General features: G+C 71.6%; 17 protein-coding genes and 1 tRNA gene. 8 read left to right on the top strand and 10 right to left on the bottom strand.

The window, feature by feature from the left end; all coding sequences use genetic code 11:
• Positions 1-47 precede the first annotated feature (47 nt).
• Positions 48-554 carry a PPA1309 family protein gene (locus AC559T_RS00945; RefSeq protein WP_018502257.1) on the bottom strand — a complete coding sequence of 169 codons (507 nt, stop codon included), beginning with the start codon at positions 552-554 and terminating at the stop codon, positions 48-50.
• 93 nt (positions 555-647) lie between these two features.
• Here AC559T_RS00945 and AC559T_RS00940 point away from each other — a divergent pair, with 93 nt between their 5' ends.
• Positions 648-3,725 (top strand): UPF0182 family membrane protein, encoded by a 3,078-nt coding sequence (locus AC559T_RS00940; RefSeq protein ID WP_498867411.1) that lies wholly within the window; start codon positions 648-650, stop codon positions 3,723-3,725.
• A 113-nt stretch (positions 3,726-3,838) separates the two neighbouring features.
• Positions 3,839-3,912, top strand: a tRNA-Met gene (locus AC559T_RS00935).
• Positions 3,913-4,087: 175 nt separating this feature from the next.
• Here the strand turns inward: AC559T_RS00935 and AC559T_RS00930 are convergent.
• Together AC559T_RS00930 and AC559T_RS00925 are read right to left on the bottom strand one after the other, a co-directional pair.
• Positions 4,088-6,007 (bottom strand): ABC transporter ATP-binding protein, encoded by a 1,920-nt coding sequence (locus tag AC559T_RS00930; protein WP_112108628.1) that lies wholly within the window; start codon positions 6,005-6,007, stop codon positions 4,088-4,090.
• A gap of 76 nt (positions 6,008-6,083) precedes the next feature.
• Complete coding sequence (locus AC559T_RS00925; RefSeq protein WP_041253688.1) at positions 6,084-6,350, bottom strand: DUF6907 domain-containing protein; 267 nt, start codon at positions 6,348-6,350, stop codon at positions 6,084-6,086.
• A gap of 95 nt (positions 6,351-6,445) precedes the next feature.
• Here AC559T_RS00925 and tnpA point away from each other — a divergent pair, with 95 nt between their 5' ends.
• Entirely contained in the window at positions 6,446-6,868 is a 423-nt protein-coding gene (gene tnpA, locus AC559T_RS00920; protein WP_498867410.1) for an IS200/IS605 family transposase, read from the top strand.
• Positions 6,865-8,064, top strand: a complete 1,200-nt coding sequence (locus tag AC559T_RS00915) for an RNA-guided endonuclease InsQ/TnpB family protein (RefSeq protein ID WP_498867409.1) — start codon at positions 6,865-6,867, stop codon at positions 8,062-8,064. Before tnpA ends, AC559T_RS00915 begins: the two co-directional genes overlap by 4 nt.
• Positions 8,065-8,209: 145 nt before the next feature.
• Here the strand turns inward: AC559T_RS00915 and AC559T_RS00910 are convergent, their stop codons facing one another.
• Complete coding sequence (locus tag AC559T_RS00910) at positions 8,210-8,698, bottom strand: Lrp/AsnC family transcriptional regulator (RefSeq protein WP_071059368.1); 489 nt, start codon at positions 8,696-8,698, stop codon at positions 8,210-8,212.
• 260 nt (positions 8,699-8,958) lie between these two features.
• On the opposite strand from AC559T_RS00910, the gene AC559T_RS00905 reads away from it, so the two are divergent.
• Complete coding sequence (locus tag AC559T_RS00905; protein ID WP_041253689.1) at positions 8,959-10,308, top strand: aspartate aminotransferase family protein; 1,350 nt, start codon at positions 8,959-8,961, stop codon at positions 10,306-10,308.
• Between the two features lie 72 nt (positions 10,309-10,380).
• Here AC559T_RS00905 and AC559T_RS00900 read toward each other — a convergent pair whose 3' ends face one another.
• Entirely contained in the window at positions 10,381-11,700 is a 1,320-nt protein-coding gene (locus AC559T_RS00900) for an NAD(P)/FAD-dependent oxidoreductase (protein WP_368952188.1), read from the bottom strand.
• Positions 11,701-12,094: 394 nt separating this feature from the next.
• Between AC559T_RS00900 and AC559T_RS00895 the strand changes: the two genes are divergently transcribed.
• The 3 genes from AC559T_RS00895 (at position 12,095) to AC559T_RS00885 (ending at position 15,290) form a co-directional block, all read left to right on the top strand.
• Positions 12,095-13,558, top strand: coding sequence for a gamma-aminobutyraldehyde dehydrogenase (locus AC559T_RS00895; RefSeq protein ID WP_368952187.1), 1,464 nt, complete (start codon positions 12,095-12,097; stop codon positions 13,556-13,558).
• Positions 13,559-13,563: 5 nt separating this feature from the next.
• Positions 13,564-14,616 (top strand): alpha/beta fold hydrolase, encoded by a 1,053-nt coding sequence (locus AC559T_RS00890; RefSeq protein WP_420497596.1) that lies wholly within the window; start codon positions 13,564-13,566, stop codon positions 14,614-14,616.
• Positions 14,617-15,146: 530 nt separating this feature from the next.
• Entirely contained in the window at positions 15,147-15,290 is a 144-nt protein-coding gene (locus tag AC559T_RS00885) for a hypothetical protein (protein ID WP_498867408.1), read from the top strand.
• A gap of 399 nt (positions 15,291-15,689) precedes the next feature.
• On the opposite strand, the gene AC559T_RS00880 is transcribed toward AC559T_RS00885, so the two are convergent.
• The 5 genes from AC559T_RS00880 to AC559T_RS00860 all read right to left on the bottom strand — a co-directional run.
• On the bottom strand, positions 15,690-16,454 hold the full coding sequence (locus AC559T_RS00880) for a glycerophosphodiester phosphodiesterase (protein ID WP_131622257.1): 765 nt from the start codon (positions 16,452-16,454) through the stop codon (positions 15,690-15,692).
• 23 nt (positions 16,455-16,477) lie between these two features.
• On the bottom strand, positions 16,478-17,320 hold the full coding sequence (gene hisN, locus AC559T_RS00875; protein WP_020458598.1) for a histidinol-phosphatase: 843 nt from the start codon (positions 17,318-17,320) through the stop codon (positions 16,478-16,480).
• 45 nt (positions 17,321-17,365) lie between these two features.
• Positions 17,366-18,067: a TetR/AcrR family transcriptional regulator gene (locus AC559T_RS00870; protein ID WP_041253692.1), complete on the bottom strand. Its 702-nt coding sequence runs from the start codon at positions 18,065-18,067 to the stop codon at positions 17,366-17,368.
• A 145-nt stretch (positions 18,068-18,212) separates the two neighbouring features.
• On the bottom strand, positions 18,213-19,241 hold the full coding sequence (gene rsgA, locus AC559T_RS00865) for a ribosome small subunit-dependent GTPase A (protein WP_071059459.1): 1,029 nt from the start codon (positions 19,239-19,241) through the stop codon (positions 18,213-18,215).
• Between the two features lie 14 nt (positions 19,242-19,255).
• Positions 19,256-19,950 (bottom strand): 3-phosphoshikimate 1-carboxyvinyltransferase (locus AC559T_RS00860; RefSeq protein WP_498867407.1); only part of this gene is annotated, 695 nt, incomplete at its 5' end.

Genomic DNA, 19,950 nt, shown 5'->3' with positions numbered 1-19,950 from the left:
GGCGGCCCCGAGGCCACCCGCCCCCTCCGGGTTTCCTGGGTGCGGCTCTACCGGAACGTCTCGAGCAGGCCGTCGACGAGGTTGTCGGCGAGGTCGGGGTCGATGACCAGCTCGTCGTCGCCGCGCACCCGCAGGCACGAGGCATGCATGCCGGCGCGGGTCACCCCGACCGCGAGCCGGACGTCCTGGCGCTCCGGGTGGTTGGCGGCCCAGTGCTCGATGTCGCGCTCGTCGTAGGGCACCTCGGCCTCGGCACTGGGCGGCAGCACGACGAGCTCGGTGACCAGGACGCAGCCGAGAACCTCGGGCGGCCAGCCGATGCCGGACAGGACTTCGTCGAGCCGCCCGGCCGGGAGCGGTTCCTGTTCCACCGGCGTTAGGGATCCTGGCGGGGCGTCGCCGATGTGGGGGGCGAGGCCCGGTTCGCGCATCAGCAGCTCGGATGTGTCCGCGAGGGCGTAGACCTGGCTGGGCTGGTCCCAGCCCAGCTCGGCGACGTGGCGTTCGACCTCCAGGACGACGGAGGTCAACTCGGTGATGCTCGGACTGGTCACCGACCCATCCTCTCGGATCTAGCCACACTCGGCTGGCGTAGGTTGCCCTGAAGGCGGGCACTCGACCCGCGCCCGGAACGGACGGAGGAGCTTGTGGCAGGAACCAGTCGCAGACCGCTGCTGACACGCACACGCCTGCTCGTGCCGGTGCTGGTCATTCTGGTCCTGCTCGTGGTGTTTCTCGGCGTCTTCACTCGCCTCTACACAGATCTTCTGTTCTACCGCTCGGTGGACTTCAGCAACGTCTTCGGCACCGTCGTATTCACACGAATACTTCTGTTCGTGCTCTTCGGTGCGGTCATGGCAATTGCGGTGGGAACGAACATAGTACTCGCCTACAAGCTGCGGCCGCCCATCCGGCCTCTCTCGACCGAGCAGCAGAACCTTGAGCGGTACCGCGTTGCGATCGAACCGTACATGCTGCTCGTCCTGCTGGCGGTCTCGACCCTGTTCGGGCTGATCGCGGGGCTGTCGGCGTCCGGGCGCTGGCGGACCTGGCTGCTGTGGATCAACAGCGAGCCGTTCGGTCAGACCGACGCCCAGTTCGGCCGGGACATCAGCTACTACACCTTCAGCTATCCGTTCCAGCGCTTCCTGCTTGCCTTCCTGCTCACCGCGGTCATGCTCTCGCTGCTGGTCGCGGTGCTCACCCACTACCTGTTCGGCGGAATCCGGCTGCAGTCCGCCGGCGAGCGGGTGGCCCCGGCGGCGAAGGCGCACATCTCCGTGCTGCTCGGGCTGGTCGCGCTACTCAAGGCGTGGGCCTACTACCTGGACCGCTTCGGCCTGGTGTTCTCGGCCCGGGGCGTGTCGACCGGAGCGTCCTACACCGACGTCCACGCGGTGCTGCCGGCGAAGCTCATCCTGCTGTTCATCTCGCTGGCCTGCGCCGTGCTGTTCATCTACAACATCTTCCAGCGGGGCTGGACGCTGCCGTTGCTCGGTGCCGGCATCCTCGTGCTGTCCTCGGTGGTCATCGGCGGGATCTACCCGGCGATCGTCCAGCAGTTCCAGGTCCGGCCGAACGAGGCGTCGCGCGAGGAGCCCTACATCGCGCGCAACATAGCCGCGACCAGGTCCGCGTACGACATCCAGGACGTCAGACCGGTCCCGTATCCGGCGACCACGGGCGCGACGGCGCAGCAGATAGCCGACGACAAGGGCACCGTCCCGAACATCCGCCTGCTCGACCCGAGCAAGCTGTCCACCACGTTCCAGCAGCTCCAGCAGATCCGCGGTTACTACGGGTTCCCACAGACCCTCGACGTCGACCGCTACACCACGACCGCGGACGGGAAGACCACGACCCGGGACTATGTGGTGTCCGTCCGTGAGCTCAACCAGGACGGCCTCGGCGAGGACCAGCGGAACTGGATCAACCAGCACCTGACCTACACCCACGGGCGGGGCTTCGTCGCGGCGCCGTCCAACACCGCCGATGAGGGCCGCCCCGCGTTCACCGAGCGCAATCTGCCGGAGACCGGCGACTTCGGCGTCACCGAGAGCCGGATCTACTTCGGTGAGATGTCCCCGCAGTACTCGATCGTCGGCACCCGCCAGGCGGAGATCGACGGCCCGGGGCCGAACGACACCCAGCTCACGACCAGCTACACCGGCGACGGCGGCGTCTCCGTCGGCTCGACCTTCCGGCAGGCGCTGTTCGCGCTGCGCTTCGGGGAGCCGAACATCCTGCTCTCCGGCGACATCACCGGCCAGTCGCGCATCCTCTACGAGCGCAACCCCCGGGACCGGGTCAGCAAGGTGGCCCCCTGGCTCACCCTGGACGGCGACCCCTACCCGGCGGTGGTCGACGGGCGGGTCACCTGGATCCTCGACGGCTACACCACCTCGGACGGCTACCCCTACTCGGCCCGGCGGACCTTCGGTGACGTCACCGCCGACGCCGTGACCACCCAGAGCCGCAACCGCACCCAGCAGCCGGAGAACCAGGTCAACTACATCCGGAACTCGGTGAAGGCGACCGTCGACGCCTACAACGGCACGGTGACGCTCTACGCCTGGGACGAGCAGGACCCGGTGCTGCGGACCTGGATGAAGGCCTTCCCCGACACGGTGCGTCCCAAGGCCGACATCCCGCCGGCGCTGATGGAGCACTTCCGCTACCCGGAGGACATGTTCAAGGTCCAGCGGGACCTCCTCGGGCAGTACCACGTCTCCAACCCGCGGGACTTCTACTCCCAGGAGGACTTCTGGACGGTCTCCGAGTCCCCGGACGACACCCGCGAGCCGCAGCCGCCGTTCTACGTCTACAGCCAGCTCCCCGGGCGCAAGGAACCGTCCTACAACCTGACCTCGCCGCTGATCTCGGCGCGGTCGTCCAAGCTCGCGGCCTACATGGCCGTCTCGATGGATCCGGACAACTACGGCCAGTTCACCCTGCTGCAGCTGCCGCCGGGCGACACGATCAACGGTCCTGTCCAGGTGCAGGCCGCCATCGAGTCGAACGGCGACGTCGTCCGGCAGCTCAACCTCTGGCGCGGTGCGGGCTCACAGACGATCGAGGGCAACCTGTTGACGCTGCCCGTGGCCGGCGGGCTGCTCTACGTGGAGCCGTACTACGTCCAGGCCCGCGGGGCGACGGGGTATCCGACCCTGCAGGGGGTGGCGGCGGCCTTCGGTGAACGGATCGGGTTCGGCTCCTCGCTCGCGGAGGCGTTGGACGCCGTCTTCGGGGCCGGGGCCGGTGCGTCCGCGGCCGGGGCGGGCACCTCGGCCGCGCCCTCCACGGGCACCGAACCGGGGACGCCGTCTCCGACGCCGTCGAGCCCCACGCCGTCGGCACCGCCGGCCGGGGATCTGGCGGGCGCCGTCGCCGAAGCCGAACGCGCCTACCAGGCGGGCCAGGACGCTCTCGGCAAGAACCCGCCGGACTTCGCCGCCTACGGCAAGGCCCAGACGGACCTCCAGGCGGCGTTGGACAGGCTGCGCCAGCTGTCACCGACGACCCCGGCACCGCCGGCGACGGCACCGACGACACCGCCGGCGACGACGGCCACCGCGGCGCCCGCCTCGACGACCCGCGCGGCGCCAGCCGCCGCGCCCGCCGCCATGGACGGGGCGGGGGACCCGGGCCCACCGGTGCGGCCGGCCGTCGCCGAGAACCCACCGGCGGTCCGCCCGGCCGTCGCGCGGACCGCGCATCCCGGCTGAGCCAGACCGGGCGCCCGGGGTCTCCCGGGCGCCCGGCGAGCGGACGGAAAATTCCTTCCCCGCTCGTTTGACATCCGGGCTCCGCGTCCCTGTATAGTAAAGACACACACCGACGCGGGGTGGAGCAGCTCGGTAGCTCGCTGGGCTCATAACCCAGAGGTCGCAGGTTCAAATCCTGCCCCCGCTACAAAGAAGAAATTCCCCCGAGAGAGTGACTCTCTCGGGGGAATTTCTTTATGCGGGTATTTCCGATGCGGAACCGACCCGGCCGGTCGGCCATCGACCACTGGGCGGCGTTTGGGTGGGATTCTCCCGGCCGTCGGCTTTGGCCGCCGCCGGTCCTGGTCAGTTGACTGCGACGGTCAGTCGACCGCGACGAACCCGCCGCTCTGGCGGCGCCACAGCCGGTCATACCGCCCGCCCAGCTCGAGCAGGGCCTCATGCGTGCCCTGCTCGGCGATCCGCCCGCCGTCCAGGACGACGATCCGGTCCATGGTCAGCAGGGTCGACAGTCGGTGCGCGATGGCGATCACCGTCCGGGTGGCCCACAGATCCTCCAGGGCGTCCTGAACGAGCCGTTCGCTCTCACTGTCGAGCGCGCTGGTCGCCTCGTCCAGGATGAGGATGGGCGCGTCACCGAGGAACGCGCGCGCCAGCGCGATCCGCTGACGCTGCCCGGTCGAGAGCCGGATGCCCCGCTCGCCGACCAGGGTGTCGTACCCCTGACCGGTGCGGCTGACGAACTCGTGGGCGTGGGCGCGGCGCGCGGCCGTGATGACCTGCTCGTCGGTCACCCCGGCGGCGCTGCCGTAGACGATGTTGTCCCGGATCGAGCGGTGGAACAGGGTGACGTCCTGCGGGACGTAGGAGATCAGGCCGGCCAGCTGGCGGTCGTCGATCGGGGTGCCGTCGAGGGTCAGAGTCCCGGCGGGCAGCGGGTAGTAGCCGAGCAGGAGCTTCAGCAGGGTCGACTTCCCGCTGCCGCTCTGGCCGACGATCCCGACCTTCTCGTTCCGGGCGATCTCCAGGGTGATGCCGTCGAGCACCGGGCGCCCGGGTTCGTCCGGGTAGGCGAAGCGCAGATCGTGGATGCCGAGCGACCGGGTGTAGCCGACCGGCCCGGGAAGCTGGGTCGCCCTGTGGAGCTGCGATGCTCCGTGGACGTCGGGTCGTTCGAGGGCGGCAGGCCGTCCGTGTGCGGTGGGCTGTTGGTGCCGGTCCTCCCGGACGATGTCGCGGCCGCCGAACAGGTAGTGGTAGGCCTCCTCGACCCGGGCGAATCGCAGATTCAGCTGTGAGACCAGCCAGACCGTGTTCCAGATGTAGTCAGAGAAGACCGCGAGGGCGGCCAGGAAGGTGGTCAGCTGCGCCAGGGTGAGATCGCCGGCCAGGAAGAGGTGCAGGTTCAGCAGGATCGTCCCGGGTCCGACGAGGTAGCGCACGACCAGGCTCATCGACGCGAAGTACACGATGTTCCACCGGTAGGACCCCGTCGCCGCCCGCAGGACGCCCCGGCGCTCGGCGCGCACCCGCGCGGATTCGGCGCCTTCGCGGCCGAAGGACTTCACCGCGACGAAGTTCGCGATCACATCGATGATCCGGCCGTCCAGGTCGGAGGCGGTGTCGGCGGTGTTGCGCTCCTCGGCGGCGACCCGCGAGATCGTCAGCCGCCCCAGCGCGAGCATCATCAGCAGCGACACGGTGAACGCGCAGCCGGTCGGGACGTTCACGGTGAACATGATCACCGCGAGCGCCGGCACCCTGACCAGCTGTTCGCAGAACTCCCAGTACACCGCGCTGAGGAACTCGCGGTACTCCCGGCCGAGCGTGCCGACGTAGCTGCTGATCTTTCCGGTGAAGGCGCCGACGAAGTACGGGTAGGGCTGCGTGATCACCTTGTCGAAGACGAGGTTCTCGTAGTCGTAGCCGCGGGCGAGGATCAGCCGCACCCACAGCAGCTCACCGCTGCGCCAGGACAGGTCGTGGCCGATCCCGCAGCAGATCAGCAGCGCGGCGGCCTGGTAGGCGGCACCGGTGTCGACCGGTACGGCGGCGAGTGCGGCCACGAACCGGCCCACGAAGATCGGTACGACGGCGAGCAGCACGTTCGCGAGGACGAACACGCACAGCACCGCCGCCGCCCGCCACCGGAAGGTCATCAGGTGCGCGAGGTAGGAGCGCAGGCCGGCGTGCGGGCTGCGGCCCGCCGCCGAGCCTGGCGCGGCGACCGGGCTCGCCGCGGGGCGGGACGTGTCGGCCGTGCGGGAGGACGTGATCGTCACCCCGGAAGCGTGACAAGGACTTCCGATTCTCGCACCTGAATTATCACCGAAGCGGTGGTCGGAGGAGCGGCGTGGCTCAGCCGGTCGGGCGCTCCGGAGTGCGCCAGGGGCTGGCCGGCCGGAGCTGGTCGGCTGCCCGCAGCAGCGCCCGGGCCAGCGAGCGGGCCTCGTCGGGGTCGAGGTACGCCGCGGCCAGGCTGTCCAGCATGGGGGCGTCGACCCGCAGCAGGACGACCGGCGCGGCGCCGGTGCTCGCGGGGGGCTCCGGCCGGACGGTGATCTCCGCCTGCCCGATCTTCGTGATCAGGATGCCGTCCCGCGGGTCATGGTGGACGAGCGCCATCAGCGATCCCTGAGAGGGCTGACGCCTTCAGGCGTCAGGGGTATCGGGTACGGGACGCGACCGTGATGGATGGGTCGCGCTTGTATGATCGTTTTGTGGGTCGGCAGGTGGCGGTGGGCGCGGGTGGCGTCTGCGACCTGGGGTATCACGTCGTGTGGTGCCCGAAGTACCGGCGTCCTGTGCTGACCGGGCCTGTTCGTGACCGCTGTGACGTGCTGGTTCGTGAGAAGCGCGCCGAACACGGCTGGACCGTTGGAGCGCTGGACGTCATGCCCGACCATGTGCGTCTGTTCGTTCAAGCCCACCCGAAGCACTCCCCGTCGTATGTCGCCAACCAGCTCAAGGGCTTCTCCTCGCATGTGCTGCGTGAGGAGTTCCCGCACGTGCGTTCCCGGCTTCCCACCCTGTGGTCAGGGCCGTATGTCGTGGCCACCGTCGGTGTGGTGTCCGCGGACAGGATCCGCCGGTACATCGACACCCAGTACGAGCGGCCGTGGCGCAGGGAGCGTGCGCGGTGAGACGGACCTTCAGGTTTCAGCTCCGCCCGACCGTCCGGCAGGCGGTTGCGCTGACCGCGATGGTCGAGGACCACCGGGCGCTGTACAACGCCGCCTTGCAGGAACGCCGTGACGCCTACCGTCATCCGAGCGCGACGACGGTGCGTTACGGCGACCAGTCCGCCCAGCTCACGGAGATCCGCGCGGCCGATCCGGATCATGCCCGCTGGTCGTTCTCCTCGCAGCAGGCCACCCTGCGCCGGCTTGACAAGGCGTTCGCCGCGTTTTTCCGCAGGGTCAGGGCTGGGGAGAAGCCGGGCTACCCGCGGTTCAAGGGAGCCCACTGGTTTGACACGGTCGAGTGGCCGAAGGGCGGGGACGGCTGCCGCTGGGACTCCCAGCCCGGTCACCCGACCCAGACCCGAGTGAGGCTTCAGGGCGTTGGCCACGTCAAGGTCAACCAGCACCGGCCCGTGCAGGGCACCGTCAAGACCATCGGTGTCAAGCATGAGGGGGGCCGCTGGTACGTGGTCCTGTCCTGCGATGACGTGCCCGCCCGGCCGCTTGCGCCGACCGGGGTGGTGACCGGGGTGGACATGGGGGTGGCGTCGTTGGCCACCACGTCTGAGGGCCGCCATGTCGGTAACCCTCGCTACCTGGCGGCGGCGGCCGGGCGGCTGGCCCGTGCGCAGCGGGAGCTGGCGAGGAGGAAACGCGGATCGGCCCGGCGCCGCAAGGCCGTCGCGAAAGTCGCGGCGCTGCACGGGACGGTGCGCCGCCAGCGCCTCGACCTCGCCCACGAGACTGCCCTGGATCTGGTCCGCGACCACGACCTGATCGCGGTGGAGGCGCTCAGGGTCGCGAACATGACCCGTCGGGTGGCTGCGAGACCCGACCCGGAGCGGCCCGGGACGTTCCTGCCCAACGGACAGGCGGCGAAAGCCGGGCTGAACAAGAGCATTCTCGATGCGGGATGGGGGGTGTTCCTCGCCGTACTGCGCGCCAAGGCTGAAAGCGCCGGACGGACAGTCGTCGAGGTGCCACCCGCCAACACGTCCCGCACCTGCGCGGTCTGCGGGCACTGCCACGCCGACAACCGCAGAGCACAAGCCGTGTTCACCTGCGGTGGCTGTGGGCACACCGCGCACGCCGACGTGAACGCCGCCGTCAACATCCTCAGGGTCGGGCTGGCCCTTCAAGCGGCGCAAGCCGCCTGAGAAGCCGGCGACTTCAGCCGTCGGAGTAGTCACGGTCTCCTCATCGATCGAGCCGGAATCAACCAGTCTTAGCGAAAGGTTGGACTCCTGTTGGCTCTTCATGGTTGCCCGGTGGCAAGGGTTGTCGTGGCGCCGACGTTTTCGGTCATCGAGCGCCCCAGGTGTAGGTCTGTTTGACCAGTCGCAGGTAGACGAAGGTCTCCGTCTCCCTGACCTGCGGAAGCGCACGGATGTGGTCGTTGATGAGGGACAGCAGGTGTTCGTCGTCCTCGGCCACGAGCTCGATCAGGATGTCGAACGTGCCCGCGGTGAGGACGACGTAGTCGACCTCCGGGAGCTGGGCGAGGGCCTCGGCCACCTGGCGGGTGTCCCCGGAGACCCGCACGCCGACCATCGCCTCGCGGCGGAAGCCGACGCGCAGCGGGTCCGTCACCGCGACGATCTGCATGATCCCGGCGTCGAGCAGGCGCTGCACGCGCTGGCGGACCGCCGCCTCCGACAGGCCGACGGCCGTGGCCATCGCCGCGTAGGACCGGCGGCCGTCCTGCTGGAGCTGCTCGATGATCGCCTTGTTGATGTCGTCCAGCAGCGGTTCCGGAGTCTGGCGCTGACCGGGCGACCTGCGTGACTGCACGCGACATCCTCCTGGATGTTTCGTCCGATGGACGCCGATCATGGGGCAAGTACTCGCTGCGCGTCATCGTATGGGCGCGGGGGCGTTGGCCTGGATATGGCATTTCTACCTCTCCGTCTCCACGGATTCCATCGCAAACAGCGCCCCGGGGCTACGCTTTCGATAGTCGAGAGCAAAGGAAGGGTGCGGTGACGGTGTCCAACGCGACGACCACGACTCCTCGTCCCGGTGACCCGCCGCGGACCGGGCACGCCGGGCGGGTGACCGACCTCCTCGAGCGGGAGGAGCGCGCGCTGCAGGCCCGCACTCCGGCGTCCGAGGCCATGCACACCCGTGCCCTGCGGACGATGACCGGCGGGGTCCCGTCCTCCTACCAGCTGCGCGACCCCTGGCCGATCTACCTCACGCACGGCCGCGGCTCGCTGGTCTGGGACGTCGACGGCAACGAGTACTCCGACTTCCACAACGGGTACGGCTCGATGGTTCAGGGCCACGCCCACCCCGCGATCGTGCGCGCGGTGACCGAGCGGATGGCGCTCGGCTCGCACTTCGCCATGCCCACCGAGGATTCGGTGCTGGTCAGCGAGGAGCTGGCCCGCCGCTTCGGGCTGCCGCAGTGGCGCTACGTCAACTCCGGCTCCGAGGCGACCATGGACGCCATCCGCATCGCCCGCGGGGTGACCGGCCGGGACACCATCGTCAAGATCTTCGGCTCGTACCACGGCCATCACGACTACGTGATGGTCTCGATCGGCACCCCCTACGGGGACATCGGGCCGGCGGACCACATGAACTCCCTGGCCTACGGCGCGGGAATCCCGCAGGCGGTGGTCGACCTGACGGTGCCCGTGCCGTTCAACGACGCGGCGGCGATGGAACGGCGGATCGCCGCGCTCGAGGCCGAGGGGCGCAAGCCCGCCTGCGTGATCATGGAGGCGGCGATGATGAACCTCGGCGTCGTCCTGCCCGAGCCGGGCTACCTGGAGGCCGTCCGGGAGATCACACGCAGGCACGGCATCGTGCTCATCTTCGACGAGGTCAAGACCGGGCTGTGCGTCGCGGCCGGCGGCGCCGTCGAGCGGTTCGGGGTGCTGCCCGACATGGTCACCCTCGCCAAGGCGCTCGGCGGCGGACTGCCGGCCGGCGCGATCGGCGCCACCGCGGAGCTGATGGCCGCGGTCGCCGAGGACAGGGTGAAACAGGTGGGGACCTTCAACGGCAACCCGCTGGTCATGGCGGCGGCGCGGGCCAGCCTGACCGAGGTCCTGACCCCGGACGCCTACGCCCACCTCGACCGCCTCAACGACCGCCTGGTGGACGGCTGCACCGCGATCCTGGCCCGCCACGGCATCGCCGGCTACGCAGTCGGGATCAGCTCGAAGGGATGCGTCCACTTCACCGACGCCCCGATCCGGGACTACACGTCCTTCATGGCCCACCAGAACGCGGTCCTGCCGGAGCTGGCCTGGCTCTACAACGCCAACCGGCAGGTGCTGATGGCCCCCGGCCGGGAGGAGGAGTGGACGCTGTCCGTCCAGCACACCGACGCCGACGTCGACCGCTACCTGGCGAGCCTCGACGCGATGGCCGCGGACCTCGCCCGCGGCTGACGGGTCCTGCGCCCGCCGGCCGTGAGCGCCCGCCGGCCGTCGCGGCCGCTGACTGTCAGCGGTCTCTGGCCGTCAGCGGCCGCCGGTGAGGGCGGACAGGGCCGAGCCGAGGCGGGACGGCCGTCCGGTGCGGTTCTCGCGGGCGTCGGCGGCGGACGCCAGCAGCGCGCCGCCGTTCACGCCCAGCCACCGCAGCGGCTCGGGCTCCCAGCGCCGCCGGGAGTGGCCGACCCAGGGCAGGCCGGTGCGCTCCGAGGTGCGCCCGGTGATCAGCTCGGCGAGCGTCCGGCCGGCGAGGGCGCTCGCCGCGACCCCGTCGCCCACGTACCCGCCCGCGTGGGCCAGCCCGGTCTCCCGGTCCAGGTGGACGGCGGGTGTCCAGTCGCGGGGAACTCCCAGTGGCCCGCCCCAGCGGTGGGTGATCCGGGCCGACGCGGCGGCCGGGAACAGCGCGCCGAGAGTGCGCCGCAGATGGTCGAAGACGGCCGGCACGACGTCGAAGGACGGCCGGACCCGCGAGCCGAAGTGGTAGGGCGCCCCGCGGCCGCCGAGCACGATCCGCCCGTCCGCCGTGCGCTGCGCGTAGATGATCATATGGCGGCCGTCGCCGACGGTGACCCGGCGCTCCCAGCCGATCTCGTCCCAGACCGCCGGCGGCAGCGGCTCGGTGGCGATCAGCAGCGAGTAGACGGGCACGAGCTCGCGGCGCAGACCGGGCAGCGCCGCGGTGTAGGCCTCCGTCGCGCGCACGATCGCGTCCGCCCGTACGACCCCGCCCTCCAGCACGACCCGGCCCGGGACGATCCGGCGTGCGCGGCTGCGCTCGAACAACGTGACCCCGCGGCGCTCGACCGCGTCGGCGAGCCCGCGCGCGAGCCGGCCGGGATGGAGCGCGGCGCAGTCCGGGTCCAGGACGCCGCCCTCGGCCCCCGCGACCCGCACGATGCCCGCCACCGCGGCGGCGTCCAGCCAGGCGGAGCCGGCCTCGTGGCGCAGCCGGGCAGCCTGTGCCGGTGTGGTCGCCACGCTCAGGTAGCCGGCCTTGACGAAGTCGCAGTCGATGCCCTCCTCACGGGCGACCGCGCCGACCTCGTCGACGGTCGCCGCCAGGGCGGGCCGCATCTGCCCGGCGAGGGCCGTGTTGGGGAACAGCGCCGAGCACCAGCCCCCGTTGCGCCCGGAGGCGCCGAACCCGGCCGTCTCCTTCTCCACCACGATCACCCGTAGCGCGGGATGGGTGCGGGCCAGGTAGTAGGCCGTCCACAGGCCCGTGTAGCCGGCTCCGACGACGCAGACGTCGGCGGTGAGCGCGCCGCGGGCCCGCGGCCGGGGGCGGCGCGCCGCGCCGTCCAGGGTGTCCGTCCACAGCGACCAGCCCGTCGGGCTGACCATCGCCCGGCGCGCCGGCGCCTTGCTGACGGCCGTCGGTGTGACCGCTTCGTCGGCCTCTGCTCCGGTGTCGGTGTCGCGCACGGTGCCCGTCGCCTCCCGCTCCGCCGGAACAGATCGTTCCGTCGTGATGACTGTGCCACCGGAACCGGGACCGGTCGGGCCCGGTGTACCAGGGTCGCACCCGGCCCCTCCCGGCCCCGCACGGCGGGCTACAGACATCGCTGAAACGGTCCTTTCTCGAAGTTTTCGGTTGCATAAGAGCGAGTTGAATGCGCTATCGGTGGCACCAGGTTCGTGGAACCATCGTGTCCGTTGGGTGGCGCTCGGACGACCGGAGGGAGCCGGACGCATGGAACGGACACCGATGGAACGGACACCCATGGAGCGGACACCCATGGAGCGGACGCTGAGCAATTTCGTCGGGGGGAAGCAGGCACCGTCGCTGGACGGGCGGACGATGCCGGTGCTCAATCCCGCCACCGGCGAGGTCCTCGCGCACGCGCCGAGCTCCGGGCCGGCCGACGTGGACGCCGCCGTGCGGGCCGCCGGTGAGGCGTTCGAGGGCTGGCGGGACAGCACGCCGAGCGAGCGCTCCCGTGCCCTGCTCCGCCTCGCCGACGCCGTCGAGGAACGGGCGGCCGAGATCGCCGACGTGGAGTGCGCGAACACCGGCAAGCCGCGCCAGCTCACCCTTGACGAGGAGATCGCCCCGTCGGCCGACCAGATCCGGTTCTTCGCCGGGGCTGCGCGGCTGCTGGAGGGCCGGTCGGCGGGGGAGTACCTGGCGGGCCACACCAGCTACGTCCGGCGTGAGCCGATCGGTGTCTGTGCCCAGGTGACCCCCTGGAACTATCCGCTGATGATGGCCGTCTGGAAGATCGCCCCGGCGTTGGCGGCCGGGAACACGGTCGTGCTCAAGCCCGCGGAGACCACGCCCGCCAGCTCGCTGCTGCTCGCCGAGATCGCGGCCGAGATCCTCCCGCCGGGTGTGCTCAACGTGGTCTGTGGTGACCGGGACACCGGCCGTGCCCTCGTCGCCCACCCGGGCCCGGCGATGATTTCGGTGACGGGCAGCGTGCGCGCGGGCATGGAGGTCGCCCGCGGGGCGGCCGACTCGCTCAAGCGGGTGCACCTCGAGCTCGGAGGCAAGGCCCCGGTGATCGTCTTTGACGACGTCGACCCGGCCGTGGTCGCCGCGGAGATCGCCGGGGCGGCGTACTTCAACGCCGGCCAGGACTGCACGGCCGCGACCCGGGTGCTCGCCGGGCCCGGCATCGCGGGCGAGCTCGCCGACGCGCTCGCCGAGGCCGCCCGTGCCACCACGACCGGCCCGCCCGCCGCCGGCGGCCAGACCGGCGGGGCCGCGGCCGGCGGAGGCGAGGCTGACTACGGCCCGCTGAACAGCGCCGGTCAGCTCGGCCGGGTCAGCGGGTTCGTCGAGCGTGCCCCCGAGCACGCCCGCCTGCTCGCGGGCGGGACGCCGCTGGACCGGCCCGGCTACTTCTACCCGGCCACCGTGATCGCCGGCCTGCGCCAGGACGACGAGCTGATCCAGCAGGAGGTGTTCGGCCCGGTCGTCACCGTCCAGGAGTTCTCGGCCGAGGACGAGGCGGTCGCGTGGGCGAACGGGGTCGAGTACGGCCTCGCCTCCAGTGTCTGGACGCGTGACCACTCCCGCGCGATGCGGGTGGCGCGCCGCCTCGACTTCGGGTGCGTATGGGTCAACACGCACATTCCTATCGTTGCGGAGATGCCACACGGAGGATTCAAGAAGAGCGGTTACGGAAAGGACCTGTCGGTCTACGGGCTGGAGGACTACACCCGTATCAAGCACGTGATGCACAACATCGAGTTCTAGGGTCGGTGGCGGTGACGGACGGCGGGCAAGCGGCGGGGCACAAGGCCGGTGCCGGGGACAAGACCGAGGTCGCGGCTCCGGCTGCGGGTGCGGGTGCGGCCGGGACCGCGGCCGCGCGGGCTTCCGGTGGGCCGGGGCGGCAGCTGTCCACCCGGTTCGTGACGGTCCACGGTTACCGGCGGGCCTATCTCCGGGCCGGTCGTGGTCCGGCCCTGCTGCTGATCCACGGCATCGGGGACAATTCGGGAACCTGGCGGGACCTCATCCCGGAGCTGGCGCGCGGCCGCACCGTCATCGCGCCGGATCTGCTGGGCCACGGCCGCTCCGACAAGCCCCGGGGCGACTATTCGATCGCCGGCTACGCCTGCGGGATGCGCGACCTGCTGACCGTCCTGGGCGTCGAGCGGGCGACGGTGGTAGGCCACTCGCTGGGCGGCGGAGTGGCGATGCAGTTCGCCTACCAGTTCCCCGAGCGGTGCGAGCGGCTCGTCCTGGTGTCGACCGGGGGCGTGGGGCCGGACCTGCACCCGGTGCTGCGGGCGGCGACGGTGCCGGGCTCGGGCCATGCGCTGTCGCTGCTGACCAGAGCGCCCGTGCGCCGGGTCGGCTGGGCGGCCACCCGCGCGCTGCGGCTGCTGCACACCGACGTCGGGCGGGACGCGGACGACCTGATGCGCGTGTTCGCCTCGCTGGACGTCCCCACGGCCCGGCAGGCCTTCCTGCGCACCCTGCGCTCGGCGGTGGACGGCCACGGCCAGGCGATCACGATGCTGGACCGGTGCTACCTGGCGGCAGGCATGCCCTCGCTGATCGTGTGGGGGGCGCACGACGCGGCGATCCCGGTGGAGCACGCGAGGATCGCCCACGAGGCGATGCCGGGCAGCCGGCTGGAGATCTTCCCGGACGCGGGCCATTTCCCCCACCACGCGGACCCGGTGCGATTCCGGGCCGTTCTCGAGGATTTTCTGGCGACCACCAGACCGGCCAGCCACTCCGCTCGCCAGTGGCGCACCCTGCTGCGTTCCCACGGCACGGCGGCACCCGCACAGGACGACTGATCCGCCGCCGGTCGCGCCCCGGGCGGCCGGTCGGTCCCGTGGCGCCGGATGAAGGGATACCGCCACAGGTGACCTCCGCCGCCCGGGCCGGCGCGATCCGGGCGGTACGGTTCGAGAGACCCGTTCGCACCCGTCCGTTCGCGGCGGGCGCTGGACATTACCGGACAAGAACCGACCGGACAAGTACCGGTCGGACAAGTTAAGTGGACATGTCGATCGGACAACTCGGCGCCGCACAGTCGCCGGGTCAACAGTTGTCTCACCACGGTGTTGTCCACGCGGCCCGGCGCGCAGCGTCAGGTGTCCGGCGAGCATCGATGATGGGGCCGGGCCGTGGTCCCGACGGTGTCCGGTCGACGGGTTGCGCATTACTCTGGCGTGGTCTCTATCGCGAAGTTCATGGAGCGGGAAGGCGCGTATCTGGCTTATCCTTGGTTCGTAACGCTAATGCCCGCCATAACTTCGGAGGTCGACCGTTGGCACGCCGCGCGCGACTGAGCTGGCCGCAGGAACATCATCAGGCGAGTGAGGTGATCATCCGCAGGGTCGACCCCGGTCGGGGCTGGACCCTCGAACAGGCTCGTGACCTGGTAGAGCAGGGCTACTCCATCGACAACGTCGCGGAACGCACCGGCTTTCCCGCGAAGATGCTCAAAGTCGCCGTCAAAGACTGACCGTTTGCCCATGCCCATGCCCGTGCCCGTGAAGTCGCGGACCAGGCCGGCGGCCGTGGCCGTGTGCGCCGGGGCCGTGCGGTCTCGGTTGTAGTGCGGGGCGTGTGGTACTGGTCGCCGTCGGTGTCATGAATACGTCCCTGCGGGCCTGTCCGCCCGTGTCCCTTCGCCTAGATGTCCTTGACATGTGGTCTTCGCGGTGGGAGATCCATCGCGAGTACCTCGTCAAATTCGACCGGTCAGGTCAATCGTTCTGGTAGTGAGACGGCTACATTCGGCCCGGCCCGCCTCAATCGGGTGACCCATTGCTCGCGCGTGTGGGGTCATGATGTATTGCGGGTGAGCGCTTCCGGGTGATCGGGCCGGCCCCGGCCCATCAGGCCCAACCATCCCGCGTCCTTACGATGAGCCCGCCGCCGGCCAGTCGTCGCCGATCGCGGATCGGGTGTGCCCGACGGTGACATCGATCAACCGCCCGAGATGATCCGAGTACACGGCGTCGAGGCGGTAACCGCGTAGCCGGCGCAGTGTCGCCGTCGACTGGGCGTCCCATCCGAACGCCGCGATACCGGCGGCGTGCAGCTCGTCGACCATCGCCGCCCGCGGTGGTGTCCACTCCCGTGTGCGCAGGTTCAGGGCGTCGACGCCCGCCGCGCACAGGATGCCCCCGTAGGCGGCGCCGCCGCCGTTCTGTTCCACGTTTGCCACCGTGGTGGAGTTCACGAGCCTGACGTCACCGTCGGCCTGCCGCCACTCGTGCAGGTCGGGAAACGAACCACACAGCCACAGCCGTGCGGCGGCCTCGGTGCCACCCGCCGCACGGGTGACCGCGAGGACGGCGCCCGCCGCCTCGGCCGCGGACATGTGATCGGGACGGCCCTTCAGATCGAGGCTGAGATCGAAACCCCAGCCCAGATCGTCGTAGAAGGCCGCCAGTGTCGGCAGCCACCCGGGCAGATCGGCGCCGCGCAGCTCACCCAGCCGCCGCCGGCGGCCGGGTGGGCCCAGCGTGCCGTCATGCCGCAGGACGGGGATTCCGTCCGCGGTGAGCCAGACGTCCGACTCCAGGCCGTTGGCGCCGGCCGCCAGCGCGCGGCGGAAGGCGGGCAGCCGGTTCTCCCGCTGGAACGGGGCCGGCGCGCCGCGGTGCGCGAAACCGATCATCGTGGGACGGGTGCCCGCTCGGGTCAGTCCCGGAAGTGGCTCAGGGCGACGTCGTGCAGGTGCCCGTTGGTCGTGAGGATCGTGCCCCAGCCGGGCCCGCGCCGCCCACGCAGGTCGGTGAACCGGCCGCCGGCCTCCTCGACGATGACCTGCAGGGCGGCGAGGTCCCACAGTGAGACCTCCGGCTCGCAGGCGAGGTCGACGGCGCCCTCGGCGACCATCATGTGCGACCAGAAGTCGCCGTAGGCGCGGCTGCGCCAGATCTGCTCGGCCAGGCTCAGGAACTGGGGCAGCCGGTCGGCGGTGCGCCATCCCTCCAGCGAGGCGAACGAGAGGAAGGCGTCCGACAGCCGGGCGACGGAGGAGACCTGCAGTGAACGGGTGTCGCCGGTGGCGTCCCGGGTGAACGCCCCGGTGCCGCGGGCGGCCCACCAGCGGCGGCTCATGGCCGGGGCGCTCGCCACGCCGACGACCATCTCGCCGTCCACCTCGAGGCCGAGCAGGGTGCCCCAGACGGGAACGCCGCGCACGAAGTTCTTGGTGCCGTCGACCGGGTCGAGGATCCAGCGCCGGCGGGTGTTCTCGCCGACGAGGCCCTCCTCCTCGCCGAGAACTCCGTCACCGGGGCGCGCGGTGGCGAGCCGTTCCCTGATCATGGACTCGACGGCGGTGTCCGCGTCCGAGACCGGAGTGTTGTCGGGCTTCGACTCGACGTGGAGGTCCACCGCCTGGAAGCGGGAGAGGGTGATCCGGTCGGCGGCGTCGGCGAGGCTCAGAGCGAGTGCGAGGTCGTCGGCGAGCCAGCCGGCAGGGTCGACCGCCTCGACCGGGTTGGCGCTGACGGGGCTCGGGTTTGGCGGAGTCACGAGGGAAGACTACGAGTTCCGGCGTCGAGGGAACGGGCGCGGTGGTCACCGGACGTCGGCCCGGATCCGCCCGCCCGGCGTGGCGGCTTCGGCAGGCTCTGCCGGTGCCCGCCCGTAGAGCGCCTGCGACCAGACCACGGTGAGGGTACGGATGACCTCGGCGGGATCCGCCCGGGGGTGGTGGCCCAGTGTTTCGCGCAGGTAAGCATCGGTCATCGCCATCAACGCCCGCGCGCTCTGCGGGTGGTGGTCGGGGCGCACCCGGCCGCGGGCCTGCTCCCGGCCGAGCCGCTCGGTCACCGCTGTGACAAATCCCTCGACCGCCGCCCTCCGGTACCCGGCGGCCAGCTCCGGATCGGTGGCCGCGGCCTGCGCGATGACCCGCAGGACGAACCCGTGGCGCAGGTGCACGCCGACGATGGTCCGGGCGGAGCGGACGCAGTCCTCGACCGGGTCGCCGTTGCCGTCGAACCAGCCGGCGGACGCCGCCGACAGCTCGCCCTCGATCTCACGCAGCAGCCGCCGCAGCAGGTCGGGGACGTCCCGGAAGTACGCGTAGAAGGCGGAGCGGCCGAGCCCGGTGCGGCTCATCAGCGCCGCGACGGTCATCGGGCCGGGCTCGTCCGAGCCGATCATCTCGATCGCGGCCTGGAGGATCTCGCGCTCGGCCTCCACCGGCTGCCGGCGTCGGCGCCGGGCCACGCGGGCGAACTCACCCGCCCGCGGCACCGTTCCTTGATCGGTCACAGACCGAGACTAGGTGCGGCACAGCCATGATCGGCATCCGCCGGGCAGCCTTTGTCGATCACATGGCTGGCCGGAGCCCTGTGGGGCCGCACGCTGTGCTGCGACGCAGACGGTTGTGCGACCGCGTGCGACCGGCGCCGTCCGGTCAGACGGGTGTCGCGCGGGCCGCGAGCAGACGGCGCAGGCTCGCCACCCGCGCGGGGTCGGCCCGCCCCTGCCGGACGGCCTCGTCGAGCCCGCAGTCCGGCGCGGTCAGGTGGTCGCAGCCGGGCTCGCAGTCGGCGGTCGCGGCCGCGAGGTCGTCGAAGGCCGTCAGGACCCGCTCGAGCTGGACGGCGCCCAGCCCGAACGAGCGGATCCCCGGGGTGTCGACGACGGTCCCGCCGTCCGGCAGGGCGAGCGCGACGGCCGCAGAGGAGGTGTGCCGGCCACGGCCGGTCACCGCGTTGACCACTCCGATGGCCCGGTCGGCGTCCGGGACAAGGCGGTTGACCAGCGTCGACTTGCCGACCCCGCTGTGCCCGAAGAACACGCTGGTCGTGTCGCGCAGCAGCGTCTGGAGCGGGTCGAGGTCGCCGTCCGGCCGGGTGGCGACCACCGGCAGCCCGAGCGGCTCGTAGGACGCCCGCACGGGGGCCGGGTCGGCGAGGTCCGCCTTGGTCAGGCACAGGACCGGGGTCAGCCCGCCGTCGTAGGCGGCCACCAGGCACCGGTCGATCAGCCCGGTGCGCGGCGGCGGATCGGTCAGCGCACAGACGATGACAAGCAGGTCGGCGTTGGCGACGATCGGCCGCTCCACCGGGTCGGAGTCGTCGGCGGTGCGCCGCAGCAGGCTCGTCCGCTCGTCGCGGCGCACGATGCGCGCCAGCGAGCCGGCGCTGCCCGAGAGATCCCCGACCAGTTCGACCCGGTCGCCGACCACGACGGACGTCCGCCGCATGGAACCGCCGCGCACCGCCGCCACCAGGCCGGCCGGGCCCTCCCGCCGGCCGGCGGGGGTGTCACGCCGGGCCGTGCCCGGGCGGCCGCCCGGGCCAATCTCCGGGCGGCAGGTGTAGCGGCCGCGGTCGACCGCGACGACCACCGCGCGGGCCGCGTCCGCGTGCTCGGGCCGGATCCGCGTCCGCGGCCGGGAGCCCCGGCCGGGTCGGGTACGGACGTCGTCCTCGTCCATCTCGCGTGCCACGGTCAGCCGGCCAGCATCGTCGTCCACATCCGCGCGAAGTCGGGGACTGTCTTGCCGGTCGTGGCGATGTCGTCGACGGTGACCCCGGGCACCGCCAGGCCGACCACGGCGTAGGTCATCGCCAGCCGGTGGTCCGCGTGCGGGTCGAGCCGGGCGCCGCGCAGCGGCACCGGGGCGATCGACAGGCCGTCGTCGGTGACGGTGACACGGGCGCCGAGCCGGCCGAGCTCGCTCGCCAGCGCGGCGAGCCGGTCGGTCTCCTGCAGGCGCAGGTGGGCGATGCCCCGCAGCCGGGACGGCGAGTCCGCCAGCACGGCCAGCCCGGTCAGCACCGGCGCCGCCTCGCCGAAGTCGGAGAGGTCGACGTCGATACCGGTGATCCGCCCGCCGCCGGTGACGCGCAGGCCCTCCGGCACCAGCTCCGCCCGGCAGCCCATGGCCACCAGCAGGTCCGGCAGCATCCGGCCGGGCTGCTCGGTGGACGCCGGCCAGCCGGTGATCGTCATCTCGCCGCCGGTCACCGCCGCGGCGGCGACGAAGGGGGCGGCGCTGTTGAGGTCGGGCTCGATCACGCGGTCCAGCGGCCGCGGCCCGCCGGGCTCGACCCGCCAGCGCCGGGTCGACGCGGCCGGAGTGCCCCCGGCGCGCAGCAGGTCCGCGGTCGGGGGGGGGGGCGGCCCCCCCCCCCCCCCCCGCC

The organism is Frankia sp. Hr75.2, assembly GCF_949319125.1.
Lineage (GTDB): Bacteria > Actinomycetota > Actinomycetes > Frankiales > Frankiaceae > Parafrankia > Parafrankia soli.
This window is presented reverse-complemented; position numbering and strand designations above follow the sequence as displayed.

What these genes read in the sequence shown, in the direction of transcription:
- AC559T_RS00925 (WP_041253688.1), bottom strand. Translation starts at nt 6,350, where the DNA reads ATGGCGCTCGTCCACCATGACCCGCGGGACGGCATCCTGATCACGAAG.
- AC559T_RS00900 (WP_368952188.1), bottom strand. Translation starts at nt 11,700, where the DNA reads ATGGTCAGCCCGACGGGCTGGTCGCTGTGGACGGACACCCTGGACGGC.
- AC559T_RS00895 (WP_368952187.1), top strand. Translation starts at nt 12,095, where the DNA reads ATGGAGCGGACGCTGAGCAATTTCGTCGGGGGGAAGCAGGCACCGTCG.
- AC559T_RS00880 (WP_131622257.1), bottom strand. Translation starts at nt 16,454, where the DNA reads ATGATCGGTTTCGCGCACCGCGGCGCGCCGGCCCCGTTCCAGCGGGAG.
- rsgA (WP_071059459.1), bottom strand. Translation starts at nt 19,241, where the DNA reads ATGGACGAGGACGACGTCCGTACCCGACCCGGCCGGGGCTCCCGGCCG.